This window comes from Dongia rigui (assembly GCF_034044635.1).
Classification (GTDB): Bacteria; Pseudomonadota; Alphaproteobacteria; order Dongiales; family Dongiaceae; genus Dongia; species Dongia rigui.
In genome coordinates this window covers 2,055,792-2,070,974 of sequence record NZ_JAXCLX010000001.1, presented here as the reverse complement: position 1 = coordinate 2,070,974, position 15,183 = coordinate 2,055,792, and the positions used below count along the sequence as shown (strand labels likewise).

Sequence of the window (15,183 nt, the reverse complement as noted above, 5' to 3'; positions counted from 1 at the left end):
GCGGGAAGGATAGGGCGCAGCACAGTCGGTTGCAAACGCCCGCGTAATGCAGCCCCCTCTCCCCCACCCTCCCCCACCGCCGACGCATGTCGGCATGCGCGACTGTGGGGGGAGGGAGCCCAACCGAGTTCGCAGTAACAGCTGAGTTCAGACTGGCTAGAGTTCCCTCCCCCCAACGTGGGGGAGGGTTAGGGAGAGGGGGTCAGCTCAGCTTCAACGCCAACCTGACCGCGCCCCAGTGCTTGCCGCCGGCTTTGATCGGGGCGTCGATTTCCTTCAGCACGACAAATTTGCCGCCGCCCATGTCGCGGGCATAGGTCTGGACGATGGTGCGGGTGGCGCGGCCAGCGAGTGTGCCGGCGCGGTCGGTATAGATGCGGCGGTTGCGCGAATTGGCGGTGTTCCACAGCGTCTCGCCTGGCTTCTGCGGGTGCGAATATTTCCGGTTATGGGCAGCGATATAGCCTTTGCGGTCGATGACGCAGCAAAAGACAATGCGCGCATCGCGTTCCAGCGGCGGTTCGATGAGCGGCGGGAACAGACGTTCGACGAGCGCCGTGTGCTTGGCGATGACCTGTTGCGGATCGGTACCGGCGATCGGGTCATATTCGACGTCGAAGAGATCGTCCTGCGTGATGTGGCGCGCTGTGAGTTCCCGTTCCAGCGCGGCGCTGGCCGCACTGGCGATGTCGCCCACCAGCTTCATATAAGGTTCGTCCTCCTTGGTGGCGGCAGCCAGGCGGTCGCTGAGCGCCTGCAATTCAGCTTCGCCGGGATCCAGGAACTGAATGTGGATGCCGAGCGGGTCCTGGCTCACCAACCGCGCCTTGAAGCGGCCGACGTCCTTGAGTTCGCAATAGCCCTCGGCCGGACGCAAGGCGGCATTGTTGTCCGCCACCGCCAGTACACCGCCATTCGAGACATCGCCGGTGAATCCGGTCACCACCTGCCCGCCGAATTCACCCTTGAAGGCGATGGCGGCGGTACGGCGCACGGAATCGCGGCGGTTGCCGCCAACCGAGGAACGCAGGATGACATAAAGCCGCTGCTGCAGCGCGCCGATATCGCGGCTGACCAATGAGGAGAGATCGTTGACATGTCCGGCCGTCAGGCCGGTGCGTTCGACCCCTTCCATCATGCGGGCCACATTGTCGGCGACAGAGCGCGTGGAAGCCGCCGCCTGTCCGGCGCTTTGCATGATTTCGGCGGTGGCGGCGCGCTGCTCCTCGCTGGCGCGCGCCACCTCGACGGTCACGGCATCGATGTCGCGAATGCCGCCCGCGACATTGTCGACGATACCAACTGCCTTGGCGGTCGATTGGGTGATCTCCTCGGCCTGGCTGTTGACCTGGGCGATGCCTTCTTCCGTCTGCCGGGCGAGACTCTTCACCTCATCGGCGACGATGGCAAAGCCACGGCCCATCTCGCCGGCACGCGCTGCCTCGATCGTGGCGTTGAGCGCCAGCATCTTGGTGCGTGCCGCGATCTCCTGGATCATGACGACGACATTGCCGATGCTGGAAGCCGTTTTGGCAAGTCCCGCCACCTCGGTATTGGCCACTTCCGCGCCGTCGCGGGCGCTGGCCGCAAGCTTGCTGGAATTGCCGATCTGGTTGGAGATGGCGCGGCTCGAGGCTTCCAATTCCTCGGTGGCACTTGCCACCGTCTCGACATTGCGCGTGGTGGCGGCGACCAGTTCGTTGACCTCGATCGTCATGCTGCGCAAATCTGCGGCCGTGCGCGACAGCACGGTGGCATTTTCGGTCAGCTTGGTGGCCTGGGCCGAGATATCGCCCACGGTTTCGTTCACCTCATGCTCCAGCGTCTCGGTCAGCTGCAGCATCTCGCTCTTCAGCTGCTCGTCATTGCGGCGGCGGTCTTCTTCCTGTTGCTGGCGCAGCTTGTCGTTCTCGCGGGCATTGTCGCGGAAGACCCCGACAGCGCGCGCCATGGCGCCGATCTCGTCCTTGCGCCCAGACGAGGGGATAGCGATGTCGTGGGCGCCTTCGGCCAGCGAGGTCATGACACCGGTCATGCGGATGATCGGGCGAATGACACCGAGCGCAATGGCCGCGATACCACAAGCCACCATGACCAGGACGACAATGGTCACGCTCCAGACGATGGTGAGATAGCTGGTGTCGGTCGCAGCGGCCTTGGCTTCGACACGGGCGTTTTCGGCATTGGCGCCGGCAACAATCGCATCGACCACCGCGCGATGCGCCTGGTAGGTGGCGCTCACCTTGGCATAGGCGGCGTCGATGGCGCCTGCGTCGCCCTTTTCGATGGCGGGGAGAAGTTCGTCGATGGCGGCGAAGAACTTCACCACCTCGGCATGGCTGTCGTTAGTGAGCTTGGCGCGCAGTTCCGCATTGTAATCGGCGGTCAGCCAATACGCGTGGCGCAGGTCGTAATCCTTCCTGAGCTGCGCCAGCCGGTCTCGATGCTGCGCCAGGTCGCCGGGATTCTTAACCGCCAGCGTCGCCTCGAGATAGGATTCGATGACATATTCCGGCGGCGGTAGAATGTCGGCGATGAGGTCCTTGCCCAGCACGATTTGGCGATAAAGCGGGCCGCTGACCTTAAGCTCGCTCAGCGCCAGCGAATTGGTCATGAGAACGGCGGCAAAACCGCCGGCGATGACGAGGCCAAAGAGGATGATGGCTTTCGCCACGCTCAATCGAAATCGCATGTCTTTTACCCGCGGGTGTTTCCTCGGCGCGCTTCCTTGATCTTCGGCGCGCTGATTTAATGCTGGGTTAATTGAGGGGCCGAAGAAACACCGACAATGGTCTTAAAGATGGCCCCGCCGCACCGACCATCGTCCTATTATTCGCTTGTACCGCAGCGCTGCCGCCCTGGCGTCGCAAAGGCTACGGCCGATTGATCGATTTTCTCCATCACCGGGCGCAGGACTATCGATTTCTCCGCCAAGGGTCGCCGCGCGATGATGGGGACCGTCACATTCGTTCGGAACAATGGACCAAGACCAGAAAGACGCGAGGGAGTCCCAGCCATGAATGACGTCAAAGCCGAAGCCAAATGCCCCTTCCACCCCGCCGCAACCGGTGGCACGTCGAACCGCGACTGGTGGCCCAATCAGCTGCGGCTCGAAATCCTCAACCAGCATTCGCCCCGCTCCGATCCGATGGGGGCGGATTTCGACTACGCCAAGGAATTCAAATCGCTCGACCTTGCCGCGGTGAAGAAGGATCTCGCGGCGCTGATGACGCAGTCGCAGGATTGGTGGCCGGCGGATTTCGGCCATTACGGCCCGTTCTTTGTCCGCATGGCCTGGCACAGCGCCGGCACCTATCGCATCGGCGACGGCCGCGGCGGTGCCGGCGGCGGCCAGCAGCGATTTGCACCCTTGAACAGCTGGCCCGACAATGTCGGCCTCGACAAGGCGCGCCGCCTCATCTGGCCGATCAAGCAGAAATACGGCCGGAAGATCTCCTGGGCCGATCTCATCATCCTCACCGGCAACGTCGCTTTGGAATCGATGGGCTTCAAGACCTTCGGTTTTGCAGGTGGCCGTGCCGATGTGTGGGAGCCGGAGACGGTCTATTGGGGCTCGGAAACCGCCTGGCTCGGCGGCGACAAGCGCTATACCGGCGATCGGCAGCTGGAAGGCAATCTCGGCGCCGTGCAGATGGGCCTCATCTATGTGAATCCGGAGGGCCCGGACGGCAATCCGGATCCGCTGGCGGCCGCCCGCGATATCCGCGAGACCTTCAAGCGCATGGCGATGGATGACGAGGAGACCGTGGCGCTCATCGCCGGCGGCCACACCTTCGGCAAGACCCATGGCGCTGGGCCGACCAATCATGTGGGGGTCGAGCCGGAGGGTGCCGATCTCGAGGAACAGGGCCTGGGCTGGCGCAGCACCTATGGCAGCGGCCATGGCGCCGATGCGATCGGCAGCGGACTCGAAGTCATCTGGACCTCGACGCCGACCAAATGGAGCAACAACTTCTTCTGGAACCTGTTCGGCTATGAATGGGAACTGACCAAGAGCCCGGCCGGTGCCCATCAATGGCAGCCCAAGAACGGGGCCGGTGCCGGTTCCGTGCCGGACCCCTTCGACAAATCGAAGCGCCGCGCGCCGGCGATGCTCACCACCGACATCGCGCTGCGCGCCGACCCGGCCTATGAGAAGATCTCGCGCAAGTTCTATGAAGATCCGGACGCTTTTGCCGATGCTTTCGCCCGCGCCTGGTTCAAGCTGACCCATCGCGACATGGGCCCGCGCGCCCGCTATCTCGGCAATGAGGTGCCGGCGGAAGAGCTTATCTGGCAGGACCCGGTACCGGCGGTGGATCACAAGCTGGTCGATGAGGGCGACATCGCCACGCTGAAGGCCAAGGTGCTGGCCTCGGGCCTCACCGTTGCGGAACTGGTCGCGACCGCCTGGGCCTCGGCCGCAAGCTTCCGTGGTTCCGACAAGCGCGGCGGCGCCAATGGCGCCCGCATTCGCCTCAGTCCACAGAAGGATTGGGAAGCCAATCAGCCGGCGCAGCTCGCCAAGGTGTTGAAGGTTCTGGAAGGCATCCAGAGCGAATTCAATAAGACTGCCGGCGACGGCAAGAAGGTCTCGCTGGCCGACCTCATCATCATCGCCGGCAATGCGGCGGTCGAGGCGGCGGCGAAGAAGGCCGGCCACACCGTGACGGTGCCCTTTGCCCCGGGCCGTACCGATGCCAGCCAGGAACAGACGGATGTCGAGGCCTTTGCGGTGCTGGAACCGGTGGCCGACGGCTTCCGCAACTTCCAGAAGGGCAAGCTGCCTTTCCCGGCCGAGCATGTGCTGGTCGACCGGGCCAACCTGCTGACGCTGACGGCACCGGAAATGACGGTGCTGGTGGGCGGCCTGCGGGTGCTGGGCACCAATACCGGTGGCACGGCCCATGGCGTCTTCACCCAGCGTCCGGGTACCTTGAGCAACGACTTCTTCGTCAATTTGCTCGACATGGGCACGGAGTGGAAGGCGACGAGCGAGGCCAAGGACCTGTTCGAAGGTCGCGACCGCAAGACCGGCGAGGTCAAGTGGACGGGGACCCGCGTCGACCTGGTCTTTGGCTCCCATTCCGTGCTGCGGGCGCTCGCCGAAGTCTATGGCGCCAGCGATGCGGAAAGGAAGTTCGTGACCGATTTCGTCGCGGCCTGGACCAAGGTCACGAATCTGGATCGCTTCGATCTCAACTGAATCGTTCCACCCCTCACCGCTGCCGACGCATGTCGGCATTCGCCGACCGCCCCTCTCCCCGCTAACGCGGGGCGAGGGAGTTTCGACCGAGTTCGCTTCAAGGCCCCTCGCCCCTCCGGGGAGAGGGGTTGGGGTGAGGGGCCTTTGCTCAGATCAATGAAAGAACAAGTCCGCACACAGACGTCACTGCCAAAGTCCCGAAGACGCCGAGGCGAAACCTGAACAGTGCCAGAGCTGCGAGCAGCGCCAATCCGACGGCGGCAATGTCGATGCTGGCGGGCAGCGGCAGGTCGAGCTGTAGCGGTCCCCAGGCAAGCGATGTCTGGATGCGGAACAGCACGTGAAGTGCGAACCAGAGCGCAAGGTTGGCGATGACGCCGACGACGGCCGCGGTTACGGCGGCCAGACCGCCGGCGAGCAGGCGGCTGCCCTGCATCCGCTCGATCCAGGGGGCGCCCAAGAAGACGAAGGCAAAGCAGGGTGCGAACGTGACCCACAGCGTGATGAGCGCGCCGGCCATGGCCCCCGGCACGCCGTCTTCGCGATAGCCTGCCAGGAAGCCGACGAATTGCAGCACCAGGATGAGCGGCCCCGGCGTGGTTTCGGCAAGGCCGAGGCCGGTCAGCATCTCGGGCCCCGTCAGCCAGTGATAGGCGCTGACCGCATCCTGCGCCACATAGGCGAGCACCGCATAGGCACCGCCCATCGTCACCACCGCCATCTTGGAAAAGAAGAGGGCGATGTCGCCATAGGTACCGCCGATGACGAAAGCGAGGAGCGCCGCCGGGATGAGCCACAAAGCCAACGCCGCGACGCCCGCACGGCGCGCACCCACGGCCAGCATCGATGCGCGTTGTGGCTGGCGCAGCAGCAGCGCGTCTATGAGGGCGGTTGACCCGGCATCTTCCGCTTCGTGCCAGCGATGGGTGAAGGCACGTGGCGCCAGCAGCCCGATGAGCCCGGCACCGATGACGATGGCCGGGAACGGAATCTTCAGCAGGAAGAGGCCGACAAAGGCCGCCACCGCCATCCCATAGGCGGCCTTGCCTTTCAAGGCACGCCGGCCGATGCGCAGCAAGGCTTCGACCACCAGCACCAGCACGGCGCATTTCAAGCCGAAGAACAGCCCGACCATCAACGGCAGATGGCCCAGCAGCACGAAGGAGAGCGACAGCGCCAGCATCACGACGGCACCCGGCAGGATGAAGAGCAGCCCGGCCATGAGGCCGCCCTTTACGCCATGCATCAGCCAGCCGAGATAGGTCGCGAGCTGCTGCGCCTCGGGTCCCGGCAGCAGCGTGCAGAAATTGAGCGCGTGCAGAAAGCGCCGCTCGCCCACCCATTTCAGTTCGTCGACGACGACGCGGTGCATGAGGGCGATCTGACCGGCCGGGCCGCCGAAGGAAAGGAGGCCGATCTTGAGCCACACCCGGAACGCTTCGCCCAGGCTGGGCAGCTTCACATCCGGCATGTTCATGTGCTGCTCCGCGCCTGGTGGCCGGACCAGTTATGTGCCTCGCCCACGGCATCGCGGCACCAGCGATAGAATGCGTCATAGAGCGGCAGGCTCGCCTCCAACTGCGCCAGGTCATCCTTGTACATGCGCGAGAAGCCGAGCGAAGCGGCGAGCAGTCCGGCGGCCTGTGGTGCGATGTCGAGCCGGTCCGTATCCGCACCGCGCACGATGACGGCGAGGCGTGCGAGTGCCTCCGATTGCAGGCCAAACTCCTGCAGCATCGTATCAAAGGTGCAGCTCTCGCCGCGATGGCTCCAGAAGGCACCGTCGATATCGAAGGGTGTGGCACCGAAACGCTCGGCGACATTGGTCACCTCGGCCTGTGCCACGAACAGGAACACGGCATCGGGATCGACGAAGCGGCGGATCAGCCAGGGGCAGGCGATGCGGTCGATCTTGGGCCGCGCGCGCGTCACCCACAGCGTGCGGCCCTTGTCGTCACGCCTGGGCAAAGCGCCCTCGCGCACGAGCGGACCATTCTGCGCGGCCCACGCTTCGTGGCCACCTTCCAGGCTTTCGGCAGCGATGCCTTCATGGCGCAGCCAGGCGGCCACCCCTTGGCTGAGCTTCAAGCCGCGCTGGCAGGTGACGACAACCTGTCGCCCCGCGAATGCCGCCGCCCAATCGGCGACCTTGCGATAGTCGCGGCGCTTGGCCGTGGGGATGGATCGTGGATCGGCCGCGTAATCATCATCGTCACGGACATCGATGATGGTTGGGCAATCGGGGAGGCCAATGAGGCGGGAAAGCTGCTGCGGGGTAATACTGTCGAGATTGGGCATGGCGACGTCCACTCCGTTTTGGGAGATGCGGACGCGATACTCCAGCCAAGGCCTCACGGGGCGATCGCGGTCAACCCCTTGGGGAAATCATCCGGGCCTAAGCTAACCCTGTCAAGTTACAAGACAAAATAATTTTATCCGGACGATATTGACGAACATATAATTACCCGGGTAATAATAGGCATGACCGATGAAGGACCCGACCGATGACCGAGACCTATACCGCTTTCGAAGGCCAGCGCCGCTTGGCCGCCGGCCCCCTTGCCGAGATCGCCCTGGCCGTCAAACGCGCCGCAGGTGGTGTTGCGCCGATCCTGATCTATGCCGACGCGACCGGCAAAGCGATCGACCTAGATACCCGCGGCAGCGAGACGGAAGTCGCCACGCGCTATGCCGCCACCGTGGCGCCCCAGGAAACACGTGGGCGCGGCCGGCCCAAACTTGGCGTGGTGGCGCGCGAGATCACGCTGCTGCCGCGCCACTGGGATTGGCTCGGCGCGCAACAGGGCGGCGCCTCGGTCGCCCTGCGCAAACTCATCGACGAGGCGCGCAAGCGCGAAGACGGCTGGGCCGATGCCAAGCGCGCCCAGCGCCGCGCGCAAGATGCCGCCTATCACTTCATGTCGGCGATGGCGGGCGATTTGCCCGGCTTCGAAGCGGCCATCCGCGCGCTCTATGCCGGCGATCGCAAGGCCGTCGAGGCGCAGGTCGCGAACTGGCCGGCCGACATCCGCGACCATGCGCTGAAACTCGCCTATGAACCAACCGCGGACCTGTAAATGCAGCGCCTCGTGGATTTCATCACCGGCATCGACGGCGCGAACAAGCGCCGGATGTGGCAGCGTCATCTCGACGGACTGCCGGGCGCGGTATTGCAGGGTTGGAACGATTTGCTCTCAGCCTTGCCGGATGATGCCTGGCTGGCACTGAAGACCAGCACCTTGCGCCAGATCGATCATCGCGATCCTTGGGCCAGCTGGCGCCAGGCGGAGGATCGCTTCAACGAAGCGCGCGGATTCCTCTATCTGCGGTCTCAAGGCTGCGATGATGTTGCCTTCGCGGCCTCATCGATGGCGGCACCCGGACCGGATCTCTTGGCCCGGCGCGGCGCCGTCGTCATCGCCTGCGAGGTAAAGACCCTGCATCTCGATGCAACGTCGATGCATCTGTCGCGCAAGCTCCGATCGCGGCTGCAGGATGCCGTGGCACAGGCGATGGCGGTCGCTGCGGACGAAGCCTATGTCTATCTGGTTGCGACCGGTCTGGACGCGCCAGAGATCGGCAACACCCTCGATGTGGCGTCGCTAGCGCCCTGCCGCCTGGTCGTTGATTGCGACGGCACGGTCCAGGCTTTCAATTGACCTTGCCGAATTCCGCCAGATCGTTGCGAAGGGCTTGCTGCCGCAATGCAATGGCACGCCCTGTCAAACGCGCTATTTCACGCAGGTTTATGTGGCTTTTTAGCGATATCGCAGGTGCAGGAGGCCAGCGCTCTTTCACCATTGCTTAACCATCTCGCGGCAAAGTGGGAATTGGGGGCGGGCCAAATCAACCATCAAGCCGGGGGCGTGATGTCCGATAGCTGGGACATGTCTTTTCTGATCGATCAGGCAACCCGGATCCACGAGGCGCGCGGCAATTTCGGCAAGCATCTGGGCAAGCCGTTGCGCGGCCTGGTCGATGATCACCTGGTCAATTTCGTCGCCCAGGAGGACCGCCTGCTCTTCCTGCGCTTCATGGCCAAGCTGTTGCTGCAGACCGGCACCACGACAGCGACGGCGCGCATCCACACACCCATCATCGGTGAAAAGATTTTCGAGCTCGACGCCCGCAACGGGATTCGCGCCAAGACCTGGTGGCTGATGCTCTCGGCCAGCAATTCCAGGGGCTATGCCCCGCTTGCCAGCATCGTCGACACCGACCCGGTGGCAAGCGGCGCCGAATTCGGCCAGCTCGCCCGCAACGCTGCCAAGCAAGGTAGCGGCAAGCTGGGCATGACCTTGTTCCAGTCGAAGGCGGTATCGGAGCGGAGCTTTGGCAAGATGACCCAGGAGCGCCGCGATGCCCTCGACAAACGCATCGGCGAAGTGCTGGTCGAGGCAACCGACACCGGCATCGTCACCAAACCCGACATCGGCCAATATGCCGTGCTGCATGGCGCCGATGTCTCACCGCAACAAATCTCGGAACGCATCGTTCAGGCGGCAAGTGAAATGGAAATCACGGAAAAAGATCTCGGTCTCACCCAGACTACAGAGACCTTGGCTGAAAACGTCGAGGCCGATGATGTCGGCCGCATGATCCGCAACATGCGCGAGAAGCTGGTCGACCGCGCCACGCGCGAACCCATTCCGGATCGCGTCGAATGGGGCAAGCACCCAACCTTCCTGCAGAAGATGATGAGCAAGGTGAAGAAGTAGCGCGCATCGAAAGGTGGTCTTGTGCTTTTGATCGGGACCTCGCATGCGACCAATGGCAGTGTGTCTGCCCGATAACTTATCTTGAGCAAATCATGCCTTCTCGCCACCTGCTTGCGGCCATCGGCGCCGTCGCTCTTATCTCCGCCTGCACGCAAGTGGCGACACCGGGAACGACTGGCAAGAAGTCCGGCACCATCGCGTGTGACGGTTTCGTCAAGCCCGGTTCGGCATTGGCGCTGGAGCTACAGGACTTCAAGGACGCGCCGAAATGCAGCCGCGCGTTTCATCCAGGCGGCCAAGGGTATTACGAAGCCTACTCACTGGCGGCACGCGATCGAGTCAATCCAGCTGCCAGCGGTCCGCAGCAGATCTGGGTCTTGTTGTTTCGCTTCTATGGTGGCACCGCGCGTGATGCACAGCGGCTTGACGAAAAATCCTTCGACCATATCGAGAATTTTAGAACCCTCTCCGGCGGACTCAAGTCGGATTTGCCCGGCTTGATCGGCGATGTGCCGGCTGTAACGTTTGATGTGGCTGAAGCGGGGCTGACGATGGTCTGCCTCGACGCCTTGACGGCAAACAAGGATGGCTCGCACACAGTTGTCGATATATGCCGCAGCACCAGCACTGCAACGGCTGACGCAGAACGGCTGACAATGGCGCAAGCCATCGCGCAGAATGATCTGCCGTCGACGACACCGTAACGGGGAACGCGAAAGCGTTCAGACCTTCATCCCATATTTCTTCAGTATCGTCTGGTAGAGCGGTGAGGCTTTCAATTTCTTGATCGCATGGGTGAGGCGCGGCAGGTCGCCGATGACCGGCGATCTCTTGCTGATCTGCAAGTGCCAGTCGACCTGCTCCATCACCGCTGGCAATTCGACGATGTCGCCACCGCCCGGCATCTCTTTCAGGATCCAGTTGATCTGCGACGACATGTCGACGATGACGTCGCCGCGCTTGCCGATCAGCATCCGGACGGTGCCGATCGTGCCGCTGGCATGTTCAGTGCGGATGCCGCGCTCCTCGATATTCTTCTTCACCCAGCCATTGCCAGTGATGCCGACAACTGTCACGTCGGCGCGGGCGAGATCGTCGAGCGAGCGCACGGCCTGCAGGCGCTCAAGGGCTGGGTTGTCGCGCCGGACGAAGAGGGTGACGGGCCCGGTGGTGAGTGGTGCGCCAGCGGCAGTCGCAAATTTCTGCCGCGTCGGGGTGACGACCAGGCACATGCCATCGGCTTCGCCACTTTCCACTTCCAGCTGGACCCGCGGCAATGGGCGCGGTAGCGGGCGGAAGCGATAGCCGGTCATGCGTGCAACCTCCGCCACCAGGTCGACCATGACGCCGCGCATGCGGCGATCCTGATCTTCCCAGGAATTGGGCGGCGATTTATCGGGATAGGCGATGCGCAGCAGCTTCTCGTCGGCCCGCGCAGCACCTTCAGTGCAGCCGATGCCGGCAGCCGCAGCGCCCAGCAGGAAATGTCGTCGTCGCAATTTGGCCGGGGCCTTCGCCATGCCGCAATTTTAAGCGGGTCGATATCGGCTCGGCAATCCGTTAGCAGGGGGCGGTCGATCTATCCTATGATCGGGGGCAGCGAATGCCTTACTGCGCCTCGGGCCCCTTTGGCGTATCACCCGTCAAAGTAGCGAAATCGCTGAAGACGCGTGCCACCAGTTCACGCTGCCGTGGGTCGCGGACGCCATAGCTGTCCATCAGTAACTGGATGACATATTGGGCCCGCGCGGCTGCTTCTGGCCAGTTTCGCGCCGGCCCAGCCGACATGAACGCATCGAAGGTGGCTTGACGCTCCTCCAACCGGCCTTGGTCCTGGCGCACGGCTTCCAGCTGCCGGCGCTGGTCCGTCGCCTGCTGTTCTGTGCCACTGCGGTGGCCGTCGAGATCGACTGAATCGGGCGGCATGGGTGGAGGCCCGATCAACCCATGGAGCGGTAGTAGCCGATGACAAGTACGACCAGCAGCAGCGCAACGGGGACCACCAAAGGTGGCGTGAAGTATTTCATGACTTTCTTCTTTCCACGGCGAAAGCGGGATCGACGCCAGAGGCCACGCGTGTCACGCGATCAGGACTTGTCTTTGAAAATGGCGCGATCCAGTTGCTCCGGATCGATCGTTTCGATCTGCAGCAGGCCACGCGGCCGCTCGGCATCGACCCGCTGCATCGACACACGTGTGCGTCGGTAGGCGGGGAAAGAAAGGCCCTCAAGCAGTTCTTCTTCGGTTTCGACCGAATAGCTGCCGGCCGGATGGGCATCGTCCGGCGCCCCCAGCGTGAAGGGATGCACGAAAGTCACGACACGCGTGGTAATGCGGCTTGTCATGTCTTTGCCACCGTCACGATGCCGGTGTTGTAGATGTTTTTCATAAGAACGATGCCGCAGAAGACACTGAGCATCACCGCGGCAACCATGCCGTAGACGCACAGCAACGTTTTAAGGTCAGTCATCGGTTCCTTGGGAACCAGTTGGAATTGCCCGTCGCTTCTGCAGGCGCATGACGTGCATGCCATCTGATTTGCAACAGCCAGCGATCTGTCCAACCAGATCAAGCTCGACTAGGCGCCTTATATCGCCGGAACGCAAGGTATCGATTCCCCGTACGCAACGGGCAGACGCGTCTCGACGGGAAAGCGACCATCGACCGGCAGTCGCGCAAAGCGCAGATATGGCCAAATCGGGGTAGGAGCGTGGCGGAGAGAGTGGGATTCGAACCCACGATAGGTTTTACCCTATGCACGCTTTCCAAGCGTGTGCCTTAAGCCACTCGGCCATCTCTCCATGCCAGACGTCGCACAGGCTAGGCGTGGCGCAGGCCAAGCTTAGCACAGAGGTGTCCGACGCGCGCTGTGGCGGGCGCGGGCGGGAACCTAGCGGGCGAACATTCGTCTGGCAATAGGCCATCGCATCAGAGCGCAGGCCTTTGATTCCTATTATAAATTGGCAAACTGAGCAGAGATTTCCCACAGCCGACACTCGACCCGCCGCGCGCTGTCAGGCAATATCGTCGGTATGAATGCGTTCCGCCTTGCTGCCTTGACCCTGATTGCCTCCGGCACCCTGCTGCTGGTGCTCGATGTCATTGAAAACCTGCTCTCCAGCAGCTGGAGCGGGATGGCCACGGGTTATCTGTGGTCGATGATCTGGCCGGCGGGTCTCCGGGGTCTGCGCAGCTTCATCGAGACCAATATTTCGGTGTTCCTGTGGCAGCGGGTGCTGATGCCGATCCTGATGCTGCCGCTCTGGGCGCTGATGCTGATCGGCGGCGGCGCGCTGCTCTTTTCAGGCCGCAAGGACGATACGCAGCCCTGAAGCGGCGCCGCTGCTCTATTCCCCGACTTACTCGTGGATCTTGAGGGCGGCGATGAAGGCGCTCTGCGGGATTTCGACGTTGCCGTATTGGCGCATCTTCTTCTTGCCCTCTTTTTGCTTGTCGAGGAGCTTCCTTTTGCGGCTGATATCGCCGCCATAGCATTTGGCGGTGACGTCCTTCCTGAGGGCCGAGACGGTTTCGCGGGCGATGACCTTGGCACCGATCGCCGCCTGGATGGCGATCTTGAAGAGCTGCCTTGGGATGAGGTCTTTCAATTTCTCGCACAGCACGCGGCCGCGGCTTTCGGCTTGGGATTTGTGCACGATGCAGGAGAGCGCATCCACGGGGTCGTTGTTGACCAGGATGTTGAGCTTCACCAGGTCGCTCTCTTCATACCCGTCGAGGTGATAGTCGAAGCTCGCATACCCGCGGCTGATCGATTTCAGGCGATCGTAGAAATCGAATACGACTTCGTTCAGCGGCAGGCGATAAACCACCATCGCACGGCTGCCGGCATAGGTGAGATCTACCTGCAGACCGCGCCGTTCCTGGCACAGCTTGAGAATGGCGCCGAGATATTCGTCGGGGACCATGATGGTCGCCTTGATCCACGGCTCTTCGATCTTCTCGATCTTCACCACATCCGGGAAATCGGCCGGGTTGTGGAGTTCGATGAGATCGCCATTCTGCATGTGGATCTTGTAGACGACGCTGGGCGCCGTGGTGATGAGATCGAGATTGAACTCACGCTCCAGGCGCTCCTGAATGATTTCGAGATGCAGTAGGCCGAGAAAGCCGCAACGGAAACCGAAGCCCAGCGCCGCCGAGGTTTCCATTTCATACTGGAAACTCGCGTCATTGAGGCGCAGGCGCCCCATGCTGTCGCGCAGGGTTTCGAAATCGGCGGCGTCGATGGGGAAGAGGCCGCAGAACACCACCGGCACGGAAGGCTTGAAACCGGTCAAGGCTTCGGCGCAGGGCTTCTTGTCGTCGGTGATCGTGTCACCGATGCGGCAGTCGGCCACGGCCTTGATGCCGGCGGTGATGAAGCCCACTTCGCCGGGGCCCAATTCGCCGGTCAGCGTCTGCTTCGGCGTGAAGCAACCGACGCGATCGATTTCGTAGACGGCATCGGCCGCCATCATGCGGGCCAGGGTCTTCACCTTGACCACGCCATCGATGACGCGCAGCAGAATGACGACGCCGAGATAGGGGTCGTACCAGCTGTCGATCAGCATCGCCTTCAAAGGCGCGTTGCGGTCGCCCTTGGGCGCCGGCAATTTGGTGACGATGGCCTCGAGGACACCTTTGATGTTGAGACCGGTCTTGGCGGAGATCTCGACCGCCTCCGAGGCGTCGATGCCGATCACGTCCTCGATCTGCTGGCGGATGCGGGCGGGTTCGGCGGCGGGAAGATCGACCTTGTTGAGGACCGGCACGATCTCGTGGTGATGGTCGATCGCCTGGTAGACATTGGCCAGCGTCTGCGCTTCGACGCCTTGGGATGCATCGACCACCAACAGCGAACCTTCGCAGGCGGCGAGGCAGCGCGAGACTTCGTAGGCGAAGTCGACATGGCCCGGCGTGTCCATCAGGTTGAGCTGATAGGTCTCGCCATTGTCGGCCTTGTACATCAGGCGCACGGTCTGCGCCTTGATGGTGATGCCGCGCTCCTTCTCGATGTCCATATTGTCGAGGACCTGCTCGGTCATCTCGCGATCGGTCAGGCCGCCGCAGGCCTGGATTAGTCGGTCCGCGAGGGTCGACTTGCCGTGATCGATATGGGCAACGATGGAGAAATTGCGGATATGCGCGAGATCGGTCATTGGGCCACGTTTTCGGGGAGTTCTGTCGCGGCGCAAGATAGGGGTGTGGACAGGCTTTATCAACCGGCGAAAAATGGTTTTTATTCAATTGGTTATATAC

The 15,183-nt window shown here is 62.7% G+C and carries 14 protein-coding genes and 1 tRNA gene; 6 read left to right on the top strand and 9 right to left on the bottom strand.

The genetic code is table 11. The features are described 5' to 3' along the window. Nucleotides 1-202: 202 nt before the first annotated feature. Nucleotides 203-2,692 carry a methyl-accepting chemotaxis protein gene (locus SMD31_RS09650; protein ID WP_320500606.1) on the bottom strand — a complete coding sequence of 830 codons (2,490 nt, stop codon included), beginning with the start codon at nt 2,690-2,692 and terminating at the stop codon, nt 203-205. 324 nt (nt 2,693-3,016) lie between these two features. On the opposite strand from SMD31_RS09650, the gene katG reads away from it, so the two are divergent. Continuing rightward, on the top strand, nt 3,017-5,206 hold the full coding sequence (gene katG / locus SMD31_RS09645; protein ID WP_320500605.1) for a catalase/peroxidase HPI: 2,190 nt from the start codon (nt 3,017-3,019) through the stop codon (nt 5,204-5,206). 148 nt (nt 5,207-5,354) lie between these two features. On the opposite strand, the gene chrA is transcribed toward katG, so the two are convergent. Together chrA and SMD31_RS09635 are read right to left on the bottom strand one after the other, a co-directional pair. Next, nucleotides 5,355-6,683: a chromate efflux transporter gene (gene chrA, locus SMD31_RS09640; protein ID WP_320500604.1), complete on the bottom strand. Its 1,329-nt coding sequence runs from the start codon at nt 6,681-6,683 to the stop codon at nt 5,355-5,357. Beyond that, the gene (locus SMD31_RS09635) at nt 6,680-7,504 is read right to left on the bottom strand and encodes a sulfurtransferase/chromate resistance protein (protein WP_320500603.1); all 825 of its coding nucleotides are present in this window, start codon (nt 7,502-7,504) and stop codon (nt 6,680-6,682) included. The genes chrA and SMD31_RS09635 overlap by 4 nt, the downstream gene beginning before the upstream one ends. Before the next feature lie 206 nt (nt 7,505-7,710). Here SMD31_RS09635 and SMD31_RS09630 point away from each other — a divergent pair, with 206 nt between their 5' ends. The 4 genes from SMD31_RS09630 (at nt 7,711) to SMD31_RS09615 (ending at nt 10,628) form a co-directional block, all read left to right on the top strand. Next, nucleotides 7,711-8,283 carry a DUF2239 family protein gene (locus SMD31_RS09630; protein WP_320500602.1) on the top strand — a complete coding sequence of 191 codons (573 nt, stop codon included), beginning with the start codon at nt 7,711-7,713 and terminating at the stop codon, nt 8,281-8,283. Continuing rightward, entirely contained in the window at nt 8,284-8,865 is a 582-nt protein-coding gene (locus SMD31_RS09625; RefSeq protein WP_320500601.1) for a hypothetical protein, read from the top strand. It begins immediately after the preceding gene. Nucleotides 8,866-9,075: 210 nt separating this feature from the next. Next, a complete protein-coding gene (locus SMD31_RS09620) occupies nt 9,076-9,924 on the top strand; it encodes a hypothetical protein (RefSeq protein ID WP_320500600.1) in 849 nt (282 codons plus the stop codon). After that, a complete protein-coding gene (locus SMD31_RS09615) occupies nt 9,870-10,628 on the top strand; it encodes a hypothetical protein (protein WP_320500599.1) in 759 nt (252 codons plus the stop codon). The genes SMD31_RS09620 and SMD31_RS09615 overlap by 55 nt, the downstream gene beginning before the upstream one ends. 18 nt (nt 10,629-10,646) lie before the next feature. Here SMD31_RS09615 and SMD31_RS09610 read toward each other — a convergent pair whose 3' ends face one another. The 5 genes from SMD31_RS09610 to SMD31_RS09590 form a co-directional block, all read right to left on the bottom strand. Continuing rightward, entirely contained in the window at nt 10,647-11,444 is a 798-nt protein-coding gene (locus SMD31_RS09610) for a substrate-binding periplasmic protein (RefSeq protein ID WP_320500598.1), read from the bottom strand. Between the two features lie 88 nt (nt 11,445-11,532). Beyond that, entirely contained in the window at nt 11,533-11,850 is a 318-nt protein-coding gene (locus SMD31_RS09605; RefSeq protein ID WP_320500597.1) for a hypothetical protein, read from the bottom strand. A gap of 161 nt (nt 11,851-12,011) precedes the next feature. Continuing rightward, nucleotides 12,012-12,269: a hypothetical protein gene (locus SMD31_RS09600; RefSeq protein ID WP_320500596.1), complete on the bottom strand. Its 258-nt coding sequence runs from the start codon at nt 12,267-12,269 to the stop codon at nt 12,012-12,014. Then, nucleotides 12,266-12,394, bottom strand: a complete 129-nt coding sequence (locus SMD31_RS09595) for a hypothetical protein (RefSeq protein WP_320500595.1) — start codon at nt 12,392-12,394, stop codon at nt 12,266-12,268. The genes SMD31_RS09600 and SMD31_RS09595 overlap by 4 nt, the downstream gene beginning before the upstream one ends. Before the next feature lie 241 nt (nt 12,395-12,635). Then, nucleotides 12,636-12,725: transfer RNA gene (locus SMD31_RS09590), tRNA-Ser, on the bottom strand. Nucleotides 12,726-12,956: 231 nt separating this feature from the next. Here SMD31_RS09590 and SMD31_RS09585 point away from each other — a divergent pair. Further along, on the top strand, nt 12,957-13,256 hold the full coding sequence (locus SMD31_RS09585) for a hypothetical protein (protein WP_320500594.1): 300 nt from the start codon (nt 12,957-12,959) through the stop codon (nt 13,254-13,256). A 27-nt stretch (nt 13,257-13,283) separates the two neighbouring features. On the opposite strand, the gene lepA is transcribed toward SMD31_RS09585, so the two are convergent. Next, nucleotides 13,284-15,083, bottom strand: coding sequence for a translation elongation factor 4 (gene lepA / locus SMD31_RS09580; RefSeq protein WP_320500593.1), 1,800 nt, complete (start codon nt 15,081-15,083; stop codon nt 13,284-13,286). Nucleotides 15,084-15,183: the final 100 nt, after the last annotated feature.